The 24,317-nt window shown below is 49.7% G+C and carries 23 protein-coding genes; 16 read left to right on the top strand and 7 right to left on the bottom strand.

Annotated features, from left to right (window positions below):
- Window positions 1-8: 8 nt before the first annotated feature.
- The 3 genes from aroB to MHN33_RS17580 are packed head-to-tail and all read left to right on the top strand — an operon-like array spanning window position 9 to window position 3,413.
- Window positions 9-1,079: a 3-dehydroquinate synthase gene (gene aroB / locus MHN33_RS17590; protein WP_239399798.1), complete on the top strand. Its 1,071-nt coding sequence runs from the start codon at window positions 9-11 to the stop codon at window positions 1,077-1,079.
- Window positions 1,079-2,545, top strand: coding sequence for an SPOR domain-containing protein (locus MHN33_RS17585; protein WP_239399796.1), 1,467 nt, complete (start codon window positions 1,079-1,081; stop codon window positions 2,543-2,545). Before aroB ends, MHN33_RS17585 begins: the two co-directional genes overlap by 1 nt.
- A gap of 37 nt (window positions 2,546-2,582) precedes the next feature.
- Window positions 2,583-3,413: a Dam family site-specific DNA-(adenine-N6)-methyltransferase gene (locus MHN33_RS17580; RefSeq protein ID WP_239399794.1), complete on the top strand. Its 831-nt coding sequence runs from the start codon at window positions 2,583-2,585 to the stop codon at window positions 3,411-3,413.
- 257 nt (window positions 3,414-3,670) lie between these two features.
- On the opposite strand, the gene MHN33_RS17575 is transcribed toward MHN33_RS17580, so the two are convergent.
- Both MHN33_RS17575 and MHN33_RS17570 read right to left on the bottom strand, forming a co-directional pair.
- A complete protein-coding gene (locus tag MHN33_RS17575; RefSeq protein ID WP_239399793.1) occupies window positions 3,671-3,853 on the bottom strand; it encodes a DUF2970 domain-containing protein in 183 nt (60 codons plus the stop codon).
- 115 nt (window positions 3,854-3,968) lie between these two features.
- Window positions 3,969-4,268, bottom strand: coding sequence for a hypothetical protein (locus MHN33_RS17570; protein ID WP_239399791.1), 300 nt, complete (start codon window positions 4,266-4,268; stop codon window positions 3,969-3,971).
- A gap of 176 nt (window positions 4,269-4,444) precedes the next feature.
- Here MHN33_RS17570 and rpe point away from each other — a divergent pair, with 176 nt between their 5' ends.
- Genes rpe through trpS form a run of 3 tightly spaced genes read left to right on the top strand, consistent with a single transcriptional unit; the run spans window position 4,445 to window position 6,828 of the window.
- Complete coding sequence (gene rpe / locus MHN33_RS17565) at window positions 4,445-5,134, top strand: ribulose-phosphate 3-epimerase (RefSeq protein WP_239399790.1); 690 nt, start codon at window positions 4,445-4,447, stop codon at window positions 5,132-5,134.
- A complete protein-coding gene (locus MHN33_RS17560) occupies window positions 5,134-5,799 on the top strand; it encodes an HAD family hydrolase (RefSeq protein WP_239399789.1) in 666 nt (221 codons plus the stop codon). The genes rpe and MHN33_RS17560 overlap by 1 nt, the downstream gene beginning before the upstream one ends.
- A gap of 24 nt (window positions 5,800-5,823) precedes the next feature.
- Window positions 5,824-6,828 (top strand): tryptophan--tRNA ligase, encoded by a 1,005-nt coding sequence (trpS, locus tag MHN33_RS17555; protein ID WP_239399788.1) that lies wholly within the window; start codon window positions 5,824-5,826, stop codon window positions 6,826-6,828.
- 60 nt (window positions 6,829-6,888) lie between these two features.
- Here trpS and MHN33_RS17550 read toward each other — a convergent pair whose 3' ends face one another.
- Window positions 6,889-7,542 (bottom strand): XRE family transcriptional regulator, encoded by a 654-nt coding sequence (locus MHN33_RS17550; protein WP_239399787.1) that lies wholly within the window; start codon window positions 7,540-7,542, stop codon window positions 6,889-6,891.
- A 228-nt stretch (window positions 7,543-7,770) separates the two neighbouring features.
- Here MHN33_RS17550 and MHN33_RS17545 point away from each other — a divergent pair, with 228 nt between their 5' ends.
- Window positions 7,771-9,087 carry a M43 family zinc metalloprotease gene (locus MHN33_RS17545; protein ID WP_239399785.1) on the top strand — a complete coding sequence of 439 codons (1,317 nt, stop codon included), beginning with the start codon at window positions 7,771-7,773 and terminating at the stop codon, window positions 9,085-9,087.
- Here the strand turns inward: MHN33_RS17545 and MHN33_RS17540 are convergent.
- Window positions 9,084-9,890, bottom strand: coding sequence for a helix-turn-helix transcriptional regulator (locus MHN33_RS17540; RefSeq protein ID WP_239399783.1), 807 nt, complete (start codon window positions 9,888-9,890; stop codon window positions 9,084-9,086). The two genes, MHN33_RS17545 and MHN33_RS17540, sit on opposite strands and share 4 nt — an antisense overlap.
- 80 nt (window positions 9,891-9,970) lie before the next feature.
- On the opposite strand from MHN33_RS17540, the gene MHN33_RS17535 reads away from it, so the two are divergent.
- Both MHN33_RS17535 and MHN33_RS17530 read left to right on the top strand, forming a co-directional pair.
- Window positions 9,971-11,134 (top strand): MFS transporter, encoded by a 1,164-nt coding sequence (locus MHN33_RS17535; RefSeq protein WP_239399781.1) that lies wholly within the window; start codon window positions 9,971-9,973, stop codon window positions 11,132-11,134.
- A 114-nt stretch (window positions 11,135-11,248) separates the two neighbouring features.
- The gene (locus tag MHN33_RS17530) at window positions 11,249-12,244 is read left to right on the top strand and encodes a hypothetical protein (protein WP_239399779.1); all 996 of its coding nucleotides are present in this window, start codon (window positions 11,249-11,251) and stop codon (window positions 12,242-12,244) included.
- 30 nt (window positions 12,245-12,274) lie between these two features.
- Here MHN33_RS17530 and MHN33_RS17525 read toward each other — a convergent pair whose 3' ends face one another.
- Window positions 12,275-14,332 carry a glycoside hydrolase family 97 protein gene (locus MHN33_RS17525; protein ID WP_239399777.1) on the bottom strand — a complete coding sequence of 686 codons (2,058 nt, stop codon included), beginning with the start codon at window positions 14,330-14,332 and terminating at the stop codon, window positions 12,275-12,277.
- Between the two features lie 172 nt (window positions 14,333-14,504).
- Here MHN33_RS17525 and MHN33_RS17520 point away from each other — a divergent pair, with 172 nt between their 5' ends.
- Window positions 14,505-15,170 (top strand): methylamine utilization protein, encoded by a 666-nt coding sequence (locus MHN33_RS17520; protein WP_239399775.1) that lies wholly within the window; start codon window positions 14,505-14,507, stop codon window positions 15,168-15,170.
- Window positions 15,163-16,413 carry a hypothetical protein gene (locus MHN33_RS17515; RefSeq protein WP_239399773.1) on the top strand — a complete coding sequence of 417 codons (1,251 nt, stop codon included), beginning with the start codon at window positions 15,163-15,165 and terminating at the stop codon, window positions 16,411-16,413. The genes MHN33_RS17520 and MHN33_RS17515 overlap by 8 nt, the downstream gene beginning before the upstream one ends.
- Before the next feature lie 26 nt (window positions 16,414-16,439).
- Here MHN33_RS17515 and sthA read toward each other — a convergent pair whose 3' ends face one another.
- Complete coding sequence (sthA, locus tag MHN33_RS17510) at window positions 16,440-17,876, bottom strand: Si-specific NAD(P)(+) transhydrogenase (protein ID WP_343224848.1); 1,437 nt, start codon at window positions 17,874-17,876, stop codon at window positions 16,440-16,442.
- Window positions 17,877-17,916: 40 nt separating this feature from the next.
- Window positions 17,917-19,050 (bottom strand): fatty acid desaturase, encoded by a 1,134-nt coding sequence (locus tag MHN33_RS17505; RefSeq protein WP_239399771.1) that lies wholly within the window; start codon window positions 19,048-19,050, stop codon window positions 17,917-17,919.
- Window positions 19,051-19,165: 115 nt separating this feature from the next.
- Between MHN33_RS17505 and fabR the strand changes: the two genes are divergently transcribed.
- From fabR to astA, 5 genes are all read left to right on the top strand, one after another.
- Entirely contained in the window at window positions 19,166-19,810 is a 645-nt protein-coding gene (gene fabR / locus MHN33_RS17500; protein ID WP_239399769.1) for an HTH-type transcriptional repressor FabR, read from the top strand.
- 65 nt (window positions 19,811-19,875) lie between these two features.
- Window positions 19,876-20,457, top strand: a complete 582-nt coding sequence (locus MHN33_RS17495; protein ID WP_239399767.1) for an aminodeoxychorismate/anthranilate synthase component II — start codon at window positions 19,876-19,878, stop codon at window positions 20,455-20,457.
- 44 nt (window positions 20,458-20,501) lie between these two features.
- The gene (locus MHN33_RS17490) at window positions 20,502-21,677 is read left to right on the top strand and encodes an HDOD domain-containing protein (RefSeq protein ID WP_239399765.1); all 1,176 of its coding nucleotides are present in this window, start codon (window positions 20,502-20,504) and stop codon (window positions 21,675-21,677) included.
- A 322-nt stretch (window positions 21,678-21,999) separates the two neighbouring features.
- A complete protein-coding gene (locus MHN33_RS17485; protein WP_239399763.1) occupies window positions 22,000-23,211 on the top strand; it encodes an aspartate aminotransferase family protein in 1,212 nt (403 codons plus the stop codon).
- 75 nt (window positions 23,212-23,286) lie between these two features.
- Complete coding sequence (gene astA, locus MHN33_RS17480) at window positions 23,287-24,315, top strand: arginine N-succinyltransferase (protein WP_125720201.1); 1,029 nt, start codon at window positions 23,287-23,289, stop codon at window positions 24,313-24,315.
- The last annotated feature ends 2 nt before the right edge of the window (window positions 24,316-24,317 follow it).

Below are 24,317 nucleotides of genomic sequence, written 5' to 3'. Positions count from 1 at the left end.
GACAGCACATGCTTGAATTAACAGTCGATTTAAACGAGCGTAGCTATCCTATCTATATTGGACAAGATCTTCTCACCGATCAGGGGCGGCTATTGCAGCATATTGGCAATGCACGCCCCGTCATCATCAGCAATGAAACTGTTGCACCTCTGTACCTGGATACGTTGTTATCGCAGCTAGCTGACAAAGAAGCGCTTCACTTTTGCCTCCCGGATGGAGAGCAGTACAAATCACTCAAGTGGTTTGAGCGTGTTAACGCCTTTTTGCTTGAGCATAACTGTGGTCGGGATACCTGTCTGATTGCCTTAGGTGGCGGTGTGGTTGGCGATCTGACCGGGTTTGTTGCGGCCTGTTATCAGCGTGGCGTGCCATTTATTCAAATTCCCACGACCTTGCTGTCTCAGGTCGATTCATCGGTAGGTGGAAAAACGGCAGTCAATCACCCTCTTGGCAAGAACATGATAGGGGCTTTCTATCAGCCTAAAGCGGTGTTTATTGATACCAATACACTGAAAAGCTTGCCGCCGAGAGAATTTGCGGCGGGTATGGCAGAGGTGATCAAATACGGTCTGATCTATGATCTGGCCTTTTTGGATTTGCTCGAACAGCATGGGTCGGCATTGAAAAGTCTGGAAACAGAGTTATTGATGCAGGTGATCTATCGTTGCTGTGCAATAAAAGCTGAGATTGTGGCGCAAGATGAGAAAGAAGCTGGCCTGCGTGCATTACTAAATTTAGGTCATACATTTGGCCATGCCATTGAAGCACAGATGGGCTATGGCGTGTGGTTACACGGCGAAGCGGTTGCGGCAGGTATGATGTTAGCCGCGCGTTTGGCGCAGCACAGAGGTGCGCTGACAGAAGCTGAAGTCGCGCGCATAGCAGCCTTGCTGGAGATGTATCAGCTGCCCGTTGCTGCGCCTGCATCAATGACAACCGAGCAGTTCATTCTTCATATGCGCAAAGATAAGAAAAACAAGCAAGGTAAGATCCGCTTTATCGTGCCAACCAGTCTGGGTAAGTGTCAGCTGGTGGACGACGTATCTGATGACACCTTGGGCCTGCTAATAGGGCACTGATGCAGTCGCAAATACTACCGAGTCGCGCCGCTTTGGTCGACCGGATTGCAATGCAATTTGAGTATGGCCAAAACCTAATCTGCCTGGTAGGTAATTCCGGGCTCGGTAAAAGCTATCTGGCAGAGTCTTTCATCACCGACAAGTACCCCAACTTTAACAAGGCATTTGTTAAGCTGGGCGCCCACACCAAAGACACAGAGTTAGTACAGCAGTTGTTGGAAAACAGTTTCCGCGCACCTCTGGTTGATCATAAGCTGTCTTTGAGTGAGAATTTTTTTGTCCTCTACAATGAACAACCCTGCGGTCCATGCCTGTGGGTGATTGATGGCGCACGCCATCTCAGTGATGAACTAATCCAGGAACTCCAGTTGCTGGCCAAAAAGGCCCCGGATACTTTATATATTCTGACCACAGGCCAGGCGCCGAAGATACTGCCTGAAGCATTGGATATTCACCTGGAACCCTTATCCTTAATGGAAAGTCGTCGTCTGATGGCGATGTTTTTCCAGGAACTCCCCCCTCAAGAAGATCCTATATTTAGCACTTTCCTCACTGAAGCCGGTGGAAATCCCAGTATTTTGCTGGAATGGCAGCAGAATCAACACCAGCTGGCATTGACCTCTAAACCGGCTATAAGCAGTAAACAATTGAAAGGATTTATAAGTGCTTTTGTCATAATCGCCGCTTTATTCCTGGTGGCTGTGGTGTATCAAAAAGATCTCACCGATCTATTGCGCATGCAACAAGATGTCGAAGCGATGCAAGGCGAGGTGTTACCCGAGCCGACCGTGCTGACGACACAACAAGCACTATCGGAGAACAGCAGGCAGCCTGCGGTTGCAGCTTTGACAGAGCAAACCAGTCATGGCGATCAGGCCGAGTTGCAGCATGATGTGCAATCGATACTGGGCGCATTAATGGTGAGGCACATCGCACAGGAAGGTAGCCAGTCAGGTGAGTCGACAAACAGCAGCGGGCATGAGGTCGCTTCAGGAGAAGGCACACACACTGTACCTGATGCATCGGCAGTCGTTGCACAAGCCCTTACCGAGCAGGCAACGACAGAGGCTAAAGAGGTGACAGACACGCAACAAACGGTTGAGAAACCGCTGCCAGCGGACGTCTCTGAGCAGTCGACGCAGCACGCCCCTGCGGCGGATCTGTCCGGTAATGCCTGGTTTATGGCGCAGGATAGCAATGCCTGGGCAATTCAGCTGCTGGCCGTCACCGACCAGGCCGTGGCACTGAGATATGTCGAGCAACACAAGCTATCAAAGATCCGCATCGCACAGGTTGTTCGTGGGGGTAAAGATTGGTGGTTTGTCACTTTGGCTCCCTTTGCGACCTTAGATGAGGCAAAACAGGCGCGAGCCGAATTGCCGGAAACCGTGTTAGCCGGACAGCCGTTTTTTAAACGTATCGTGCAAATTAAGCAACAAATCCAACAGTCACAAACACAAAAATAGTGTAGAATCGCGCTACTTTGGGGTAACTAGTCAGATCATGCAAAAAAAGACCAGAGCTTTTCTAAAATGGGCAGGTGGAAAATACGCCCTGGTGGAAGAAATCACCAAGCGCTTGCAAGCCGCAAATGAAGAGGCCGAAACTCTGGTGGAGCCCTTCGTTGGGGCTGGATCGGTCTTTCTCAACAGTCACTTTAAGCACTATATACTCAATGATATCAATGCGGATCTGATTAATCTTTATAAGGAACTGCAACGCACGCCCGATGAGTTTATCAGTGATGCCAGAAAGTTGTTTGTGGAGCTGAACAATCACCCGGATGCTTATTATGCGTATCGTCAGCAATTTAATGAAAGTGTCGACGTATATGAGCGAGCCATTCTGTTTTTATACATGAACCGTCATGGTTACAATGGATTGTGCCGTTACAACCTCAAAGGGATTTTCAATGTGCCCTTTGGCAAATACAAACGCCCATATTTTCCGGAAAATGAGTTGTACTTTTTTTCAGAAAAAGCACAACAAGCCACTTTTACCTGTCTAAGCTATGAACAAGTCTTTAAACGTGTTCCGGATCAAGCCGTGGTGTATTGTGATCCTCCTTATGTACCATTGAGCAAAACGGCGTCGTTTACCGCTTATGCTAAAGGGGGCTTTAACCTGGATGACCAGGCACAACTTGCAAACCTGGCAGAGAAGGCCGCCTTTGAGCAGCAAACTCCGGTACTGATCTCCAATCATGACACGGTACTGACACGCAAAATTTATAGTCAGGCTAAACTGGATGTGATCCAGGTAAAAAGAACCATCAGCCCTAAGGGCTCGGGGCGTAATCGCGTCGACGAACTGATGGCCCTGTATCACGAATGAGCTGGCAAACCGGTCTAATTAAGTAGCCAATCCTGAAGCGAGAACACAGCTCATGCGTCCTGCCACCGCAGAGGTATCCAAATTCAGCTAGGCGAGGAAAAATTGCTATTTAGTTGTTCTAAATGAGAAATTTTTAACACAGTTAGCGTCATATTTGCTCCTTCAAATTGAACAGGTATTAAGTCAAATTGGTATAGAGCTGTCGGTAAATTAAATCCCTCTATTTGGTTATTTGGCTATGTATTAATGCGAGTTGGTTATAGTACGACATCATTGACAAACCAGGCTAAGGCGATAACCAGTGCAATGACAAAGCATACGGCTAGCAGGGCGAAAGGCCAAAAGTGTTTCTGGTTGAAATCGACACGATATTTGGCCTGACTTTGCACACCAAACATCGCAGCAAGTACACTCTGAATAAGTATAAAAAATCTTTCCATCACGGCATCCTGGCTTCTGTGTGAACTAAGATACCGATCAGTATAGTGTATCAATACCAACTTGTCGTAATGACTCGTCATTCAAAAATGACAAAATTAGGCGTGTTGGTATTGATTAGAATTGTGAAAATTGACTCGACGTTTGCTCATCACCTGATCCCAGCAATAATTCGAGTAAATCAAGGTAGTGAAATTGTGCGTTGCTGCTGCCACCAGTTAACCAGGCATACCAACTGGTGTGTGATTCCAGTTTGCATACATTTGCTTGCGAGTGTTGATTCGCCATAGTGGTAGTGCATTGACACATGTCGTGTTTTGCAATTAAGGCATCGTCGCCATTGAACGACACCACGCCAGCAGATAAGACCACTGCAGCCGTTAGCAAAAGCGTCCGTGTTTTAAGCCGACCTAACATAACCATATCCCCAGTGAATAGTTATCTATAAATAGTACACCATGGACGTTTATTAAACAATCTCTTTGTCCTGCAAAAGTGGTCGTTGCTCGCAAAATAAGTGCGTCCAACAATCAGGTGTTTTTAGCGTCCAGATGAGTTACAGTAGCCGCTGACATTTTGTTTCAGGGGGTAATATGTCGCAGAACAATAATAATTCCGAGTTCTTAATTGCACCGTCCATTTTGTCTGCCGATTTTGCAAGGTTGGGTGAAGACGTAGCCAGTGTATTGGCTGCCGGTGCGGATGTTGTGCACTTTGATGTGATGGACAATCATTATGTCCCAAATCTGACTTTTGGTCCGATGATCTGCGAGGCGCTGCGAAGTTATGGCATCACTGCCCCCATTGATGTACACCTGATGATTAAGCCGGTAGATAACCTGATCCCGGCGTTTGCAAAAGCGGGTGCTGATATCATTACTTTTCACCCCGAAGCGAGCGAACATGTAGATCGCAGCCTGGGTCTTATTAAGGAGCTCGGGTGTGAGGCCGGATTGGTGCTTAATCCCGCTACACCATTGCATCACCTAGACTATGTGATGGACAAAGTGGATCAGATCCTGCTGATGTCCGTGAATCCGGGTTTTGGCGGACAAAGCTTTATTCCACAAACGCTCGACAAGTTACGCCAGGTTCGGGAGCGCATTGACGCCAGTGGTCGTAAGATCCGCCTCGAAGTCGACGGCGGCATCAAAGTCGACAATATTGCTGAGGTAGCAGCGGCGGGCGCCGATATGTTTGTTGCTGGCTCTGCAATTTTCAATCAACCAGACTATCGGACGGTCATTGATGCGATGCGTTCAGAGCTCGCTAAGGTGGGCTAATGCGATATCAGGGTATTTTATTTGATCTCGATGGCACGCTGGTCGACAGTGCGCATGATTTGTATATGGCACTGAATCTAACGTTAACAGAAGTGGCTTTTCCGGTGGTTAGCCGTGCGCAGGTGCTGAACTGGGTAGGCAATGGCATTGATGTATTGGTACAACGTGGTCTCAGTGGTAGCAATGAAGTTAATGCAGAATTACCGCCGCGTTTGGTGGCAGAAGCGCAAGAGCGGTTTGCCGGGCATTATCGGGCTCTGGTTGGGCAATATTCTCTGCTTTATGCCAATGTCGAAACGGTACTGTCTGCATTCAGCCATGTCCCTAAGGCTGTTGTGACCAATAAGAGCCGCGAGTTTACGCTGCAGTTACTCGACAATCTTAATCTCAGCACGCATTTTGATGTGGTGGTGTGTGGCGACGATGGCCCGAAAAAGCCATCGGCTGAGCCACTCTTGTCTGCCTGTCAGCAACTTAATCTCGAACCGCAGCAGACCATCATGGTGGGCGACTCAAAAAGCGATATTCTGGCAGCTCAGGCTGCTAAAATACCTGTGATTGCACTTAAATATGGGTACAATCAAGGACTGGACCTGGCCCAGTTTAATCCACAGTACCTCTGTGAGGGCTTCTTGGATATAATCCCCATTTTAAATCGACCTTAAACTAAATAGGAGTAAAGGAACACAATGGCTAAACCAGTAGTGTTAAGTGGCATTCAGCCAACCGGTGGTATGACAATAGGCAATTATGTGGGTGCCATTAACCAGTGGCTTAAGCTACAGGAAGATCATGATTGTTTCTTTATGCTGGTTGATTTGCATGCCATCACCATACGCCAGGAACCGAGTGTACTACGTGATCGCGTTTTAGATGGTGTTGCTCTGTATGCCGCTTGTGGTATCGACCCTGAAAAATCGGCGCTGTTTGTACAGTCACAGGTACCAGAGCATGCTCAGTTAAGCTGGGTACTGAATTGTTATGCGCAAATGGGCGAACTCAATCGCATGACCCAGTTTAAAGACAAGTCAGCGAAAAACACCAACAATGTTAATGTAGGCCTGTTTGCTTACCCGGTATTGCAAGCGGCTGATATTTTACTTTATCAGGCTGATCAGGTTCCTGTGGGTGAAGATCAGAAGCAGCATCTGGAACTGACACGTGATATCGCAACGCGTTTCAATAATCTGTATGGTGATGTATTCAAAGTACCAGAGCCTTACATTCCTGAGCTGGGTGCTCGGGTCATGAGCTTACAAGATCCATTGAAGAAAATGTCTAAGTCGGATGACAATCCAAATGCTTACATTATGCTATTGGATGAGCCGAAAAAGATTGAGAAAAAGCTTAAAAAGGCAGTCACGGATTCTGACGAGCAGGCGCGCATTTACTTTGATCGAGAAGAAAAGCCCGGTGTGTCGAATCTGCTGACGCTGCTGTCTGTGGCAACTAAGCGTGATGTGGCCGATCTGGTACCTGAGTATGAAGACAAAATGTATGGCCACCTGAAGAAAGATACGGCTGATGCCGTTGTGGCGATGCTGGAGCCGATGCAGGCACGCTTCAGGGAGATCCGTGAAGACCAGACATTACTGGATCAAATCATGCGCTCCGGAGCAGAAAAAGCAGGAGCTCGTGCAGAGAAAACACTGAAAGCGGCTTATGATGCGTTAGGCTTTATTCCGCGCCCGTAATCAGACTGCTCACAAACACAAAAAAGCCAGCAACTCTGCTGGCTTTTTGCTGTATATGAGTTACATACTGCGACCACACCAGACAATTCTGCCTGCGATACCATGCTGCTGTGCATTCCCGGCGTGGATCTGCCAGGCGGGATACTCCGGGTTATCACTCACAACGCTAATATGATCCTGGTGCTGTTGTATACGTTTGGCCATCAGACCATCTTCGGTTTGCAGCACAAATACACCGCGCTTGCTGGCGTCACGCTGACTTAAATCAACCAGCACCATGTCGCCGTGTTGTAAGGTCGGCAGCATACTGTCACCACGAATAGTCACAAACGCCAGCTGTTCACTGTGCACGCCCAGCTGAGTGCTGAGCCAGCGCTTATTCAGGGCAAACTGCTCTGTGATATCTTCACTGCCATTGATGCTACCAAAACCGGCACTGGCTTCCACATCCAGCTTAGGCACCATCAGCATATCTCCAGAGCCGGTCGCTGCAGATTGCTCGACGGGTTGTTCGCCGGTCAGCAACCAGTTCAAATCGATGTTGAATAAACTATACAAATGCTCCAGATACGCCACAGAGGGTCGGCTCAGGCCACGGCAAATACGATAAATATGTGAAGGAGACTTGCCTGTGAGTAGCGCAAACTGGCGCTTGTTGCCGGCGCTAAACTGGTCGATCAAGGTAGTAAATCGGCGTGAAAATGCTGTGCTCATGACACCCCATACAGGTTACAACGAAGAAAGAGGCTCAGAGTACTTGGCTCTTGCGTGACTGTACAGCGCAGGCGGCTCAATTGCGCAAAGTCTGTCCAGTGTTCACAGCGCGGGTAACAAATAGCGACATTTTTAACCAGTGACATAACAGTTTACGGGCACAGCGTACCTATAATAAGGTAGGTGTTGTTGGGTTTTTCAACGCCATAAGATAACGGAGAAGGAACGATGAATTATATTTCGACGGGTCACTTGGTGCTGGTGATGACACTGAGCGCGTTGACCGGGTGCTCAGGTGGCAGTGATGATAATCCGCCGGTGAATGAAACGCCGCAGTTACTGACTGTTTCAACACTCAGTGCAGGGGGCGGGACGCTGGAACCCGCAGAGTTAAAAGTTAGCAAGGGTAAAACCGCCGAGTTTGTCGCGAAGCCCCAGGCGGGTTATGAGCTGACCGAGCTAAGTGGTTGCGCGGGCAAGCGCACCGGCGTGGCTTACAAGGTGGAGCGGGTCGAGCAAAACTGTCAGGTGACTGCACGTTTTTCGCCTATTCGTTACCGTCTGGATGCAACCGTCAGTCAGGGAGGGAATGTGGATTCCAGCACTCAGCAGGTGGCGTATGGTAGTGCCGCCGAGTTTGTCTTCACACCCAACAGTGACCATATTCTGGAGCGCGTCGGAGGTTGTAATGGGGCGCTAACAGAAGGTCGTTATCGTATTTCTGAGGTGACGGGGTCCTGCACAGTGAGTGCGTTATTCTTACCTTATCTTCCCGACCCTGAGTCAGTAACGCGGATCCGCTTACCGGTCGTTGTACATGTGCTGGATAATGGCTATTTTGAACTCAGCGATGAGCAGATCCTATCTCAGCTACGGGCGACCAATTTGCATTTTCGGGGCAAAAATAGTGCTGAAATTGAGACCATTCCCGAAACTTATACCCCCTTTATTGCAGACACCGGGGTCCAGTTTTATCTGGCCGACACAGATCCGGATGGTCAGCCTCACTCAGGGATCGTGCGCTTAGAGTCCACTGCCAGTGTCTTTGCCCTTGAGGGATACCCATTTGCCCGCAGCGACGCCGGCGGCTCGGATGCCTGGCCGACAGAACGCTATATTAATATCTGGGTGGGCATGTCACGCACCCGCTTTAATGAGCCTGTCCTTGCGGGCAGAGCCCATGTGCCCGGCAGTGCCCCTGACACCTATATTGGGGTGTCGATAGAGCAGGGGCTGTTTGGTACCATTGCGCCAAGAGAGCCAAACTATGATCAGGGCAAAACACTGACGCATGAACTGGGTCATTTTCTGGGGCTAATTGGTCATACTAACCCCCCCTGGAATGACCAAAACACCCACCGTCATCTGAGCTGTGACGGACTCGTGCAGACGGAATGTGTGAATGCGGATCTGACCATGAACTTTATGCGTGCCAACGTTTATGACAATGGACAAAAAATGTTTTCACTGAGCCAGAGTCAGCTGATGCGTGCCTGGCTAGAAACGGGACCATTACAGGCGCTGTATTTGAATAATCAGCCCTAACGTTTCAGGTACTGGCGGGGGGTCGTACCAAAGAACTTTTTAAACGCGCTGTTAAATGCGGAGCTGGATTCAAAACCCAGCTGCTGGGCGATGACCTGCTGGGTTTCACCGGCGGTGAGCATCTCTACCGCACGCAGCGCCCTGAGCTTTTGCTTCCACAGGCTAAAGCTCATAGCAAAGTTTTTGTGAAACAGGCGGTTAAGGGTTCTGGCCGAGGCCCCCACCTGTTCACCCCACTGCTCAAGCGTCAGCGCACAGCCCGGGTTCGCATACAGTTCACTGACAATCGGCAGCAAACGCTGGTCATCGGCCCAGGGAATGAAAAATGCACTGGTGGGTGCCAGCTCCAGTCGATCGATAAATACCTGGATAAAGCGCTCGGTTTTATCATCAAGCAAATAGTCTTCTGGCCAGGTGCAGATGGTCAGGATCATTTCTTTGAGCAGGGTATCAACCACCAGGGTTTTCGCCTGATCGCCTAATATCTCAGTGTACTTTTCATCGATATAGACACTGCGAAAATGTCCGCCATAGCGGCAGAAGGTTTCATGCTCCAGATTGGGCGGGATCCACAACGCCTGCTGCGGCGGGATCACAAAGGTCCCCTGTGGCGTAAAAATGGTCATGACCGAATCGCTGATGTACGTGATCTGACCCCAGTGATGACTATGCGCCCGTACGTGCTCATTGGCGGGCATTGTGGTGGGCCGGGGGAAGACGGGTCTGTCCAGCGTCTTACGTTTAAACCGGCTGGACACACTGCGCCAGGAAGGATCTGTCCGATTTGATAAACTTTGTGTCATGATTTTCCATATAAGCCAGCGTGCCTAGCTCATATACTAACCGGGCTAATAACGGCAATCAATGTGCTTAAGGACTGTGAATGAAAAACCCAACCCGACTCTTTGTGCCCTCGCCGATGAGTTTTATGGTACTGGCGACCATTGTCATGGCAATGACGTTTTCTGCGTGGAACGCCTTACTCAATAACTTTGCGATTGAACAGGCCGCGTTCACCGGCGCCCACATAGGTATGTTGCAATCACTGCGTGAAGTGCCCGGATTCCTGGCGTTTACCGCGGTGTTTGTGTTGCTGGTACTGAAGGAGCAAACTTTTGCGCTGGTGAGTTTATGCTTGTTATCAATCGGGGTCGCACTAACGGGATTTTTCCCCAGTGTGTATGGCCTGTATGCGACGACGGTACTGATGTCGATCGGCTTTCACTATTTCGAAACGCTTAATCAGTCGCTGAGTTTGCAATGGTTCTCTAAGGAAGAGGCGCCGGAGCAGTTAGGTCGGCTGCTGTCTATTAAATCGATGGCCTCTTTGGTCACCTTTGGACTGATCTGGGTGGCATTCACCTGGCTGGCCACGGATTATGTGTGGGTTTATTTGCTCTTCGGCGGTGCCGGACTGGCGCTGACGCTGTTTATGGCAGCAACGCACCCGCAATTTGTCCAGCAGGCGACCCAGCACAAAAAGCTGATCCTGAGAAAACAATACAGCCTGTATTACATTCTGACGTTCTTCTCGGGTGCTCGTCGACAGATCTTTATGGTGTTTGCCGGCTTTCTGATGGTCGAAAAGTTTGGTTTTGATGTGGCCGAGATCACCGCACTGTACATGATCAATCACGTTGTGAATATTTTTGTTGCCCCGAAAATCGGCCAGATGATCAACCGGGTTGGCGAGCAAAAGGCGCTGACCCTGGAATATTCAGGCTTAATATTGGTGTTTGTGGGATATGCGCTGGTGGAGTCGGCTCAGCTCGCGGCGGTGCTGTATGTGGTCGATCATATCTTTTTTGCCATGGCCATTGCACTGAAAACCTACTTCCAGAAAATTGCTCAGCCGGAGGACATTGCGGCCACTGCAGGCGTCAGCTTTACCATCAACCATATTGCCGCGGTGGTGATCCCGGCCAGTTTTGGCGTGGTGTGGCTGTATGATCAGTCTCTGGTGTTTTACTTTGGCGCGGCACTGGCAGGGTGCTCTTTGGCACTGAGTCAGTTTATTACGCCACATCTCAAAAAGGCGACAGTGTAGTGAGGTTCGGTGTTTATAAATGGAGTGAGAGGGCCACAGGTATTTAGAGTTGCATTTTTTCCACGATATAGAGATGATCTAACGACCTCTACATCGACATCGAATGAAACTAACATGAAACGAGCCATTTTATTAGTTGCTTTATCTACGCTCTCCAGCTTGCAGCCTCTGAGTCTGGCTTATGCTGCACAGTCAGAATTATGCCCCGGTGAGTCTGGCTACTACTTCACTAACAATAGAAAAACCAACCCGCAGCAAGGTGGCTTTGTCTCAAGCGGGGCTTTTGTATCAGAGGGGGCATTCATCGCCCCGACGGCTGCAGTATGTGGGTCAGCGACCGTGGAGCACGGGGTACGCTTGATGGGAAATGCGGTCATCAAAGATGAAGCGATTGTGAGTGGCAAAGTACGAGTGATGGGAAATGCTATTGTTGGTGGCACTGCGATGGTGAGTGGTGGTAGCAAAAAGCCTACGATAGTGCGAGGATATGCCAGAGTCATGCAGGGGGAAATTACCGGGGGGATTTATGGTAGTACTCAAATACCGAAAGATGTGCAGTTAAAGCAAGCACTGAACGTCATAAACCAAAGTTTATCAGCCATTGAGTTTACAGACTTCAAAAGGCCAACGAGACAGGGGTCTAAAGACATGGTGCATGCCCATAAAACGGGCACGATCAACTTCGCTGCGGACTGCACAGTGCAAGCAGAGCTGCGAGAAGAGCAAGATATCATTTATCGCGGAACGCTTAGTAGGCAAAATACTTCAAATGCAAATCACCGGGTATATGAAAATAAAGTGTCAGGTAATCTCAAACGTCTAAAAGAACTTTACGTGAGGGTCAATGAAAAGGGTGGACAAGTTGAGCTTTATGGCAATCCCAGCAATGGGTTAAGTGCTGCTGTTGCACGTCATTTTTATAGGAATGGTCAGTTGCTGTCTAAAACTGGATTTGAGGAGGGGGGTCGTGCGACGTCATTGTATTTTGGTCGAGGTTCAACAGCTGTTGCTCATGTTAAAAGTTGGGATCCGGCACAGGTAAAAGCCATTTTTCAAACGCTTGCCGAGCATTGTGGTTTTACTTTGTACTTTGATTGGAGCAAAGGCTAGGGCAGCAAGGGAAACGAGCTGCCCTCTGTTTTAAAGGGCCTTAAAGCGGATCGCGGTGCCGCCACTGGTGGCCAGCTTCAGCGTTAAGGTATCCTGTGCCGTGACAATCTGTTTTTGAATGCTCAGATCATAGGGGTTGTGTTTCCACTCAGCCTTAGGACCATCCTGATAGATCTGGGCTTCGAAGCGCTGGCCCGGCTCAAGGAAGTCGAGCTTTACGTCAATGCTTCTGGCCTGCTCATCGGTGATGGCACCTAAATACCAGTCTTTACCTGAGTATTTGCCGCGTTTACGTTCTTTTCGGGCAAACACCACATAATCACCCACTTCTCCAGCCAGCGCGACACTGTCTTCCCAGTCGGCCGGAACGTCTTTGATAAACTGAAAGGCATCCGGTCTGGCCAGATAGTTTTCAGGCAAGTCGGCGGCCATCTGTACCGGGCTGTACAGCACCACATAAAGGGCCAGCTGTTTTGCCAGGGTGGTTTGTGGTCGATTGGTTTTATCGCCCAGACCATTAAAGCTCATATCAAAAATACCCGGAGTAAAGTCCATCGGACCTGACAGCATACGGGTGTAAGCCAGCATAGTGGTGTGTTCGGGCGGGTTCGGTGGCGTACCCCAGGCATTAAACTCCTGGCCCCGTGCGCCTTCACGGGTCAGCCAGTTCGGGTAAGTACGGCGCAATCCCGTGTCCTTAATAGGCTCATGGGTATTGATGCTGATCTTATGTCTGGCCGCCAGTTTCACATTATCCAGATACTCATTGACCATGAACTGGCCGTCATGCCACTCAAAGCGGGCATGGCCACGTTCATCAATACGCTTGATGTTGCCACCATCGGCTACATAGCCAGTTTTTACTTGTCGGACGCCTGCTTTTTCATACAGGGCAAAAGCGTCGGCCATTTGGTCACGATAGTTGCTGACGTTACCTGAGGTTTCGTGGTGGCCGATCAGGCGGGCACCCACTTGTTCGCCATGCTTGGCAATGGCATCCAGATCGAAATCCGGGTACGCTTCGGTAAAGCTGAATACATCACCGTTAAAGAACCAGTCGCCGTCCCAGCCAGTATTCCAGCCCTCCACCAGTACGCCATCAAAGCCATGCTTAGCAGCAAAGCTCAGGTATTCTTTGGTGCGTGCTGTGGTCGCGCCATGCTTCTCACCACTGCCCCAGGTGTTTTTGCCGATGTGCATACCCCACCAAATGCCGAGGTATTTACCCGGTTCCACCCAGGATACGTCGCCCAGCTTATTGGGCTCATTGAGGTTCAAGATCAGGCGGGAGTTGAGTAAGTCAGTGGCCTGTGCGCCCACCTGGATCGTTCGCCACGGGGTGTTAAACTGGCCATTGGTTTTTACCGCAATGCCATCTGACCAGGGCGTCAGGTCGCTGATAAACGTACCGGGGCGACGCTGGTTCAGGGTCATCGCAGCATAATCAACCAGGGCTGCTTCGTGAATACTGACGTGTACGCCATCTTTGTTCTTTAATGTGAACGGGGTATGGACATGGGCTGCGTCATGAAGTGGGGTGGTTTTATACGTATACTCGTAACGGTTCCAGCCCCGGGCCGGGATCCACCAGGCACTGGCTTTGTCGCTGTCAGCGACGGCAAACTCAGTGAGTTCCCGGGTGATATAGCGGGCAGAGTCGTGTGCAACCTCGTAGCGAAAACCTATGCCGTCATCAAACACCCGCACTCTGAGTGCATACTGTACCTGCTTTGACTGGCTGTCTGCCAGAGTTACAACCAGCTCGTTGTGATGGTCGCGTATTTCTCGTGCTTCGCCCCAGGGTTGTTGCCAGCGTTCATCTTTGCTGTTGCGTTGGGTACTGCTGATAGTCAAGCCATCGCGCAACGATGGTGCCCGGGCAAAATCAAAGCCCAGCTTAGAGGGGTTGATCACCGCTTTGTTGTTAAAGGTGAGCTGGTAACTGGGTTGGCTATGATCATCACTGATCTGAAAGGTCAGTTTACCATCGGGCGAGCTGACACTGTGTGTCGCAGCTTGTATAGCACCGGTAAATAAACCGGCGACGAGCGTGGCGGCAATGCCTGTTGCTGAGAAGACTAATTGCATAAACTATCTCGGTTGCAAATGTGAGTGAGCGTTTAGCATACTGTTATCTTCAATGGGGCATGAACTTTCTGCATACGTATTCAGTTTGAAAATGCGATGAATGGAAACTAACAGTCGTCCGGTCTACATCTGTGGCCTATACTAAACCCAGACCGCAAGGAGCTTTTAGGCAATGATTCAATTAAAACATATTCTTAGTGTCGCTGTGACTGCCCTGATGCTGGTAACTGGCAGTGCATTTGCTGCCGGGCAGCTTTCGGTAAAGGTGTTGGACAAACAAGGAGAGGCCTTGCCTGGTGCCGCGGTGTGGTTAACCGGGCAGGGCCTGGCTGAAGATCAGAAGGTCCTTACCCACCAATATAAGATGGGCCAAAAAAACCGCACGTTTACGCCACATTTACTGATTGTGCCAAAGCAGGCTGAAATTTCGTTTCCCAATTATGATTCTATTTTGCATCATGTTTATTCGTTTTCACCCGCTAAAACCTTCGAATTTAAGCTCTACCGTGACCAGCCTCAGGCGCTGACCTTTTCTACAACCGGGGCGGTTGAGCTGGGTTGCAATATTCACGACTGGATGCTGGGTTATATTCTGGTGGTAGACTCAACACACTTTGCCGTGACTAATGCTGACGGAGTGGCGCATATCTCATTACCCGTCGAACAGCTTAAACATGTTGAACTGAAAGTCTGGCATGAGGGGTTTATGGATCTTGATAAACCGGAGAGTCGCCAGTTATCGGTAATACGGTCGGGCGAGCAACTTAAAGTGCAACTGCAGCAGACGCTCGGGATGTTCCAGGATGATTTCAGCGATGAGTTTGATGACTATGAATAAACCATTTCACTGGCTGACACTGGCAGGCTTCAGTGCACTACTCTCCACTGCCGTACAAGCTAAAAACATTCAGTACAAAGGGGTTGTTCAGGCAAACTGGCAAAACAGTAGTGACTACGCAAGCTGGTATGACAGGGGAGTGTCGGTTAACCGCTTTGGCACTGAGTCAGAGCGACTGAACCTGAGCCGTGCGGCGGTCGACTTGCGCACTGAACTGGGTAGTAAGTGGTCATTACTGGCCAGTGCGCAGTATGTGCCGGATCCGGATAGCAAGCTGGGCTTTACCGAGCTGTTTGCCCAATACCACACCCTCAATAAAGGGCCCTGGCAGTGGCAGGGGCGGATTGGTGGTTTTTACCCCAGAATGTCACTGGAGAACCCGGATATTGGCTGGTCGTCTCCTTACAACTACAGCTACAGCGCGATAAATGCCTGGCTGGGAGAGGAGATCCGTACTTTTGGCACAGAAGTCAGCTTCAAACGCAGTGACAGTCGGTTGCCGAGACGCCAGCGTAGCGGCCACAATTGGGAGTTAGTTGGTGCCCTGTATAAAGGAAACGATCCGGCAGGTACTTTGCTGGCCTGGCGTGGCTGGGCCGTGCACGACCGGCAAAGTGTATTTAATGAGGCGATTCCTTTTGCGCCTATCTACGCATTAAAAGCGCCTCCCCTGGCAAAGCAGGCCTGGCGGACTGAGCCGTTTACTGAAGTCGATGGCCGGTTTGGGTACTACATCGGGGCGCACTGGGATTATCAGAAGCGTCATACTGTGCGACTGTATTGGTATGACAACAATGGTGATCCAAGCATAGTAAACTATCAGACAGGACAATATGCCTGGGATACCAAGTTTTACAGTGCGGCATATCGTTTTAAGATCACCCGGGCGACGCATCTGGTTATGCAAGCAATGGGCGGCAATACTGCGATGGGCAAGCGGCGTGGCGTTGATAACGACTTCAGCAGTCAATTTGTGTTGCTGACCCATAAATGGCTGGATTATCGCGTGAGTGGGCGAGTAGAGCAGTTTAATGTCAAAGACAGAGACTTCTGGGATTTCGATCCGAATACCAGCGAGGGAGGCGCTGTTACGCTGACAGGTCGCTGGCAGGTCACCGATCACTGGCATGTCGGTATGGAATTTCAGTATCTCGAGTCTAAAGTGGCAAATCGGGCCGATTTTAAATTACCGACGCGCCAGACAGAACAATTGTGGCGCGTGAGCGGTGAGCTGCGCTTTTAATCGCGCAGCTTGAAAATGCGCAGGGGTCAGTCACACAGACGGTTTAAGCCATTCAGAGCTGCGACCCGATAAGCTTCGGCCATGGTTGGGTAGTTAAAGGTGGTATTGACGAAATACTCGATGTTATTGCCTTTACCTTTTTGTTCCATAATGGCCTGGCCAATGTGGATGATTTCTGAGGCGCGTTCGCCAAAACAGTGGATCCCGAGGATTTCTTTGCTTTCAGCATGAAACAATAGCTTGAGTGAGCCGACTTCGGTGCCGGTGATCTGCGAGCGTGCCAGGTGTTTGAACTGAGCACGACCAACTTCGTAAGGGATCTTGGCGGCGGTCAGCTGTTGTTCAGTTTTGCCTACTGAACTCATCTCCGGAATGGTGTAAATACCGGTTGGAATGTCAGTGATCAGGCGGTCATCGCACTTGCCGTGCACGATAGCGTGCGCGGCAATACGGCCTTGATCAAAGGCTGCACTGGCCAGACTGGGGTAGCCTATCACATCTCCCACCGCGTACACATTATCAATTTCAGTCTGGTAATGTTCATTGACTTTTAGCTGGCCACGGCCGTCTGCTTTCAGTCCGATTGTCTCCAGGTTAAGTGCATCAGTGTTACCCGTTCGGCCATTGGCCCATAAAATACAGTCTGCTTTGACCTTTTTACCGGATTGTAGATGGAGCACTACGCCTTTATCTTCAGTTTCTACCTTGGCAAATTCCTCGTTGTGACGGATCACGATACCACTGTTCCAGAAGTGGTAACTCAGAGCATCGGACACTTCGTCATCCATAAATGAGAGCAGTCGATCACGGGTATTAATTAGATCAACTTTTGCCCCCAAACCTTTGAAAATAGAGGCATATTCACATCCAATTACACCAGCACCATAAACCAGTACCCGTCGTGGGTTGTGAGTGAGATCTAAAATGGTATCACTGTCATAGACGCGGGGGTGGTCAAAGTCGATACCGGGTGGTCGATAAGGACGAGAACCTGTAGCAATAACAATGGTTTGCGCTGTAAGGCGCTCCTGAGAGCCATCCAAATGTTGGACCTGAATGGTGTGTGCGTCGACAAAGGTGGCATCCCCCTGATACAGGTGAATGCGGTTACGGTCGTAAAAACTGGAACGCAGGCTCGACTGTTTGCTGATCACATCACTGGCGTGATGCAGAATATCCTGAAAAGTCAGACGCTGTGGACGCTCGTTAAAACGAAACAGGGGATTAGCTTTGTACTCAATCAGGCGGCTGACAGAGTGACGTAGTGCTTTGGACGGAATGGTACCCCAGTGCACACAGCCACCTCCGACGTCTTTTTGTCGTTCGATCACGGCGACTTTTCGATTGCTTTTGGAGAGATTCATGGCAGCCCCCTCACCGCCGGGGCCTGTGCCAATGATGATCGCATCGTACTGGTAGGATGCGTTTTGCGTGGGGGATTTTGTGGCGGTTTTCTTAGTCACGGCCTCACCTTAAATAATGACGTGTGAGGCCGCTATCGGGTTAGCTGGTGGCGCCCTTTAACAACCTCGAGTTTAATGCCAGCCATGCCTGTTTTTGCGCCTGCCAGGCCTGTTCCAGCTCTTGATACTGCTTTAACAGGGCTGACTGCTCGCATTGTTCGCGCATAGCATGTTTTTTCGTTTCCAGTACCTGCTTTTGCACGGCACAGAAGTGCTGAAGCTTTTTCAGCAACAAATCATACTCTTGTTGTAACAATGTAAGCTTATCCTGCGCCAAAGGCAATTTTGCCAGGGTAACTTTGGTCTTATTCAGCAAGGTTTCTGCTTTGGCTTTTTCTATTCGTTCAACCGGTGTGCGCTTGAGCTTGCTGGCCAGACCAAGGTACGACAGGCCACGGATCATCCACTTGGTTGGATCATAATGATACCAGCGAATACCATTACGATAGTCACTGGCAAATATATGGTGAAAGTTATGATAGCCTTCGCCATAGGTCAGTAGCGCCAAAAAGCCATTATCCCGGGCGGTGTTCTTCTCGGTGTAAGGGCGCTTGCCCCAGATATGTGCCAGGGAATTGATGAAAAAGGTAAAGTGCTGACTGAGTACCAGGCGTAATACGCCCGCCAATAACAGCATGCCGAGTATATCTCCTAAGATCAGGCCGAGCATCAGCGGAATACCAATATTTGTCAGCAGTACCAGCTTCAGGTAGTGCTTGTGCTGCCACATAACAATGTTGTTGCGCTGTAAGTCGCGCGCATTGCTGTAATCGCCATAACTTTCACCCTGATAGTCTCTGAGCATCCAGCCGATATGGCTATACCAGAACCCGCGTGTCGCGGCGTACGGGTCTTTCACCGGGTCGTCAACCTGACCATGGTGAACGCGATGGTCACTGCTCCAGTGCAGGGCACTGTTTTGCAGCGCAAAGGCTCCACCGAGTGCAAAGAAAACCTGGATAACGGGGTGCGCATCGTAGGCTTTGTGGGCCCACAGGCGATGGTATCCTGCGGTGATAGACATGCCGGCGTAGAACATACAGCCCACAAACGCAACCCAGTGGGTAGCACTGTAGCCATATTCAAACCCATACCAGGGCACTAAAGTAATAGCAGCAAGAAAGGACAGACTAAAAAATAGTACATTAGTCCACAATAAAGGTGGTTTTTTCATTTTTGATATCTCAGCGTACACTTGTACGCTAAAATAGTATTTCAAAGTTGCGTCGTCAAGTATTAGACTGCCTCTATTCTTGATCTGAGCCAATAATTTATAGGAACATGAGACCATGTCAGGTGTGCGTGCCCAGCAAAAACAAAAAACCCGCCAGGCGCTGATAGAGGCGGCGTTTAATCAGCTCAGTGCAGAGCACAGCTTTACCAATCTCAGTTTGCGCGAAGTAGCCCGGGAAGCAGGCATTGCGCCCACCTCATTTTATCGCCACTTTAAAGACATGAATGAGTTAGGACTGACCATGGTGGATGAGGCCGGCTTGACCTTACGCCAGCTGATGCGTCAGGCGCGGCGCAGAATTGCTAAAGGGGGCGGGAGCGTGATCCACACGTCTGTTCTGACCTTTATGGAGTTTATAGAAACATCCAGCAACCAGTTTCGTTTGCTGTTGCGTGAGCGCTCTGGCACTTCGCCCGCTTTTCGGGCTGCTGTCGCCAGAGAGATCAAACACTTCATCATGGAGCTCTCTCATTACCTGGAGACCGAAACACCTTGTGATGCCAATCATGCTTATATGCAGGCAGAAGCCATGGTTACCCTGGTATTCAGTTCGGGTGCAGAAGCCTTAGATCAGGATGCCCAACAACGTGCAGAATTGACTGAACGATTGATCTGGCAGCTCAGATATATCGTTAAAGGGGCGTCGGGTTATCAAAAAGAAAGCCAGACACATACCGGCACCAAAGCATCGGATCAGTAGCCTGACCCGACATGCTACAATAATACCCAAACCGCTTTAAAACGACATCACAAGGATAGCGCAGTATGCTACTTATGATCGACAACTATGATTCATTTACATTCAATTTAGTGCAATATTTTCAACGCCTTGATCAAGAAGTGGTGGTGCATCGTAATGATGCGCTATCGGTGTCTGACATTCGCGCACTCAATCCGGATCATATTGTGATTTCGCCTGGGCCCTGTTCACCGAATGAAGCGGGGATATCCTTGTCGGTGGTTGACGCATTTCAGGGACAGATCCCCATCCTCGGCATCTGCCTGGGCCATCAAACCATCGCGCAGGCGCTGGGGGCAAAAGTAGTACGTGCCAGGCAGGTCATGCATGGTAAAACTTCCACACTGGTGCACAACCACAGCGGATCCTTCACAGGCTTGCCCGAACAGTTTGAGGTATGCCGGTATCACTCGCTGGTGGTGCAGCAAGACACGTTACCCGAGGCGCTCAAGGTCTCGGCCTGGACGCAAAATAGCGCGGGTGACCTAGATGAAATCATGGGCTTATGCCATACTGAGCGGGCGTTGGAAGGTGTTCAGTTTCACCCTGAGGCCATTCTGACTGAGCATGGCCTGCGGCTACTTGATAACTTTATAAGTCGCTTCTAACCTTAAAAAAGCAACCCCGACAATACCGAAAAAGAACATAATTGATGACTGATGACATTAGGCAATCTCGGATCGCACAAGCTCTGGCAGAGCGTGCCCATGATGTACTAATTAGCCATAACTTTGCTCAGCAGCAGATCGGCTATATTCATACTTTTGATATGAATTTTGGCGAACGTATACCACAACGTACTATGCTTGAGGTAGAACTCGCTGCAGCCGCCAAGCGTCAGGAGCGCAGCACCAGTCATCATAAATACATTGCCAAAGCCAGCACGCACTTACATCAGGTCATTGAGGCCGCTATCAACACCCAACTGGAAGATTTGGACACCATCTACCATGAAGTGGTAGGGATCCAGGAAGCCGTGCCAACGGTGCTGGATATTCTGGCTGTGAAATCGGCCTCGGTCGGTCGTTTAGAGCCCCTGATCAATGATTTGTCCTGGCTGGGGCGGGATCTGGTGTCTCTGGTAAACTTGCCTCAGTACCGCAAAAAGAGTGCGAAAGGCACCGCAGTAAAGGTCGATACACCTGCACTGGCGTTACGCTACCTGGGGCTGGAAAACCTGCAAATGGTGATCCCGACCTTTGCGATGCGCCATTGGATGCCACATTCCACAGAACCTTTTCCATTATTGAAGCGCAAACTGCGCGATATGAGCATGGCAACGGCCATCGCCGCTAAAACACTGGCTCCGATGTATGGTGTCAAAGAGCAGCATGCATTCACGCTGGGCATGTTGCTGGATGTCGGTAAGATCGCATTAACACGATTATATTTGCGTACGTTTGAGCGGGTCTGGCAGGGAAAAGTAAAAATTGCCCGCGACAAAAAGCAAAAAGATCTGCACACCGCGCTGGTCGGTCTGGAGCCTGATCCCTTGTTCTTACGTAACCTATTGCTGGAGCACTCGGCAACGATATCACAGTACCTGATTGAGCGAATGGAGTTTCGTTATCTGCCTTTTAATGCGGTTATGGAAGAGTTTGCGCAAAGCTATCTGCCAAAGTCGCATAATCATGCTGCTGAGCAACTGCCGCTCACTCAGGTAGTGCGCAAAGCCTATTGCTATGCGCAATATCAGATGCTTAAAGACACTCATCTGCTGGAGGCCGATGAAGCTAAAGACTGGCTTGCTTTTAATCAGCTCAACAGTGCGGAGCAAGATCTGCTGTCAAAAACAGCACTACAAAGCCTGCAACTGACCATTCTGTAAAAAAAGCCACACTTTTTTCTCGCTTATTCATTCACCCCGGGTAAGCGAGGGATCTCAGTAAACACCTTGAAGTTATAGGGGCGTTAATTTTGGCCGCCTTAATAGTTATTCACTGAGATTGCAATTATATACTAATCCCTTGAATATAAAGGGCTCGCGCGGTGTTTAATATGAGACAAATGCGCTTTTTTTTGAAATAATGAGCGTATGAATTTTGCACCAATTGGGAAAAATTCAGGTCTTTTACATCGCTGTCGCTGAGATTTCATGTATCACTGCCTGGCCCGGTTGAGTGCTGTACTCACCAAAATGAGGAATCAAAATGACTATCAATCGTGAACTTTTCGATCAGGTAATGGTGCCTAACTATTCACCTTCTGCAGTGATCCCGGTCAAGGGTGAAGGTGCGCGCGTATGGGACCAAAATAACAAAGAATACATCGATTTCGCGGGCGGTATCGCAGTAAATTGTCTGGGTCACTGTCACCCTGCATTGGTTGCAGCGCTAAAAGAACAGGGCGAGAAAATCTGGCACCTGTCTAACGTCATGACCAATGAGCCGGCCCTTCGCCTGGCGAAAAAACTCACTGATGCGACCTTCGCAGACAAAGTTTATTTTGCGAACTCTGGTGCTGAAGCCAATGAAGCTGCATTAAAACTGGCGCGTCGCTGGGCACTGGATAACTTCGGTGAGCAAAAATCACAAATTATCGCCTTCAATAAAGGTTTCCACGGTCGTACTTTCTTCACTGTAACCGTGGGTGGTCAGGCTGCGTATTCCGATGGCTTTGGTCCTAAGCCGGGCGATGTTGTGCACAGCGACTACAATGATCTGGCGGCACTGGAAGCACTGATCTCAGACAACACCTGTGCGGTAATGATGGAGCCACTACAAGGTGAAGGCGGTATCATTTCACCAGAAGCGGACTTCGTAAAAGGTGTACGTGAACTGTGTGATAAGCACAACGCGCTGCTGATTTTTGATGAAGTACAAACCGGTGTTGGCCGTACTGGTGACCTATATGCCTATCAGGGACTGGGTGTGACACCTGATATCCTGACCACAGCTAAAGCGCTGGGCGGCGGTTTCCCAATCGGTGCGATGATCACCACCACTGAAATTGCCAAGCACCTGAAGATTGGTACACACGGTTCAACCTACGGCGGTAACCCGCTGGCGTGTGCCGTTGCAGAAGCTGCACTGGACACAGTCAACACCCCGGAAGTACTGAATGGCGTTAAAGCCAAAGAAGCGCTGTTCCGCGAGCTGCTGAATGAGATCAACGAGAAGCACCAGGTGTTCAGTGAGATCCGTGGTAAAGGCTTGCTACTGGGTGGTGTGCTGAACGACAAATATCAGGGTAAAGCGAAAGAATTCCTGGTAGAAGGTATTAACCAGGGCGTGATGTCTTTGGTTGCCGGTGCAAACGTAGTGCGTTTCACCCCTTCTTTGGTGATCCCTGATGCGGATATCCGTGAAGGTATGGCGCGCTTTGAAGCGGCTGTGGCCAAAGTGGTTGCAAACAACGCCTAATACCAGTCGGTGACATGTGGGTCGCACTTAATGTGCGACTCAGCTATCTACATTTTTTGAGGAGTAAGCGGGCTCATGATGATCCTTCGCCCAATCCAGAAAAGCGATTATTCAGCGCTTTTGAACATTGCCCAGGAGTCGGGGCATGGCTTTACTTCATTGCCGGTCAATGAAGAATTGCTGCAAAACAAGATCGAACGCTCAGTTGCTTCATTCGCCAAAGAAACAGACGTGCCTTTTGATGAAGGTTACCTGTTTGTGCTCGAAGACAGTGAGACGGGCGAAGTCGTTGGCACCAGTGCCATCGAAGCCGCAGTGGGTCTTGATGATGCCTTCTATCACTATCATTTGAGTAAAGTGATCCACTCATCACGGACGTTGAATGTTTACAAAGCAGTGGATATTCTGACCCTGTGTAATGACTACACCGGTGCCACTGAGTTGTGCACATTATTCCTGCGCGATAAATACCGCCGCGGGCTGAATGGCAAGTTATTGTCTAAGTCACGCTTCATGTTTATCAATCAACATCGTGACCGTTTTGCGGACACTGTGATTGCTGAGATGCGCGGCGTGTCTGATGAGAATGGCGACAGCCCGTTCTGGCAGTGGCTGGAAGAACACTTCTTCTCAATGGATTTTCCGACTGCGGACTATCTGACCGGCATTGGTCAAAAAGTCTTTATTGCCGAGCTGATGCCTAAGTACCCTATCTACGTTAACCTGCTGAGCAAAGAAGCCCAGTCAGTGGTGGGCGAAGTGCATGACAACACGCGCCCGGCGATTGAACTGCTTAAGAGCGAAGGTTTTACGTTTAATGGCTATGTCGATATCTTCGATGCAGGTCCCACGGTAGAAGCCAAAGTTGACAACATCCGCACAGTGCGCGAAGTGCGTAAGTACACAGTGCGCATTGACGATGCGATGCAGATTGACGCAGAAGGTTCCCCCGTCATGATAGCTAATGATAAACTAGCGGGATATCGTGCGACGGCACTGACGTTAACGCTGCCAGAAAAAGCAACAGAAGTGGCCATCCCTGGTGCGGTGGCGAAGGCCCTGCAGATCGCTGACGGTGACACCGTTAGTATTGCAACTCTTTAATT

The organism is Pseudoalteromonas sp. OOF1S-7 (assembly GCF_022347765.1).
Taxonomy (GTDB): Bacteria; Pseudomonadota; Gammaproteobacteria; order Enterobacterales; family Alteromonadaceae; genus Pseudoalteromonas.
Note: the sequence above shows the minus strand (reverse complement) of the source record. Positions and strands in the feature narration are given on the sequence as shown.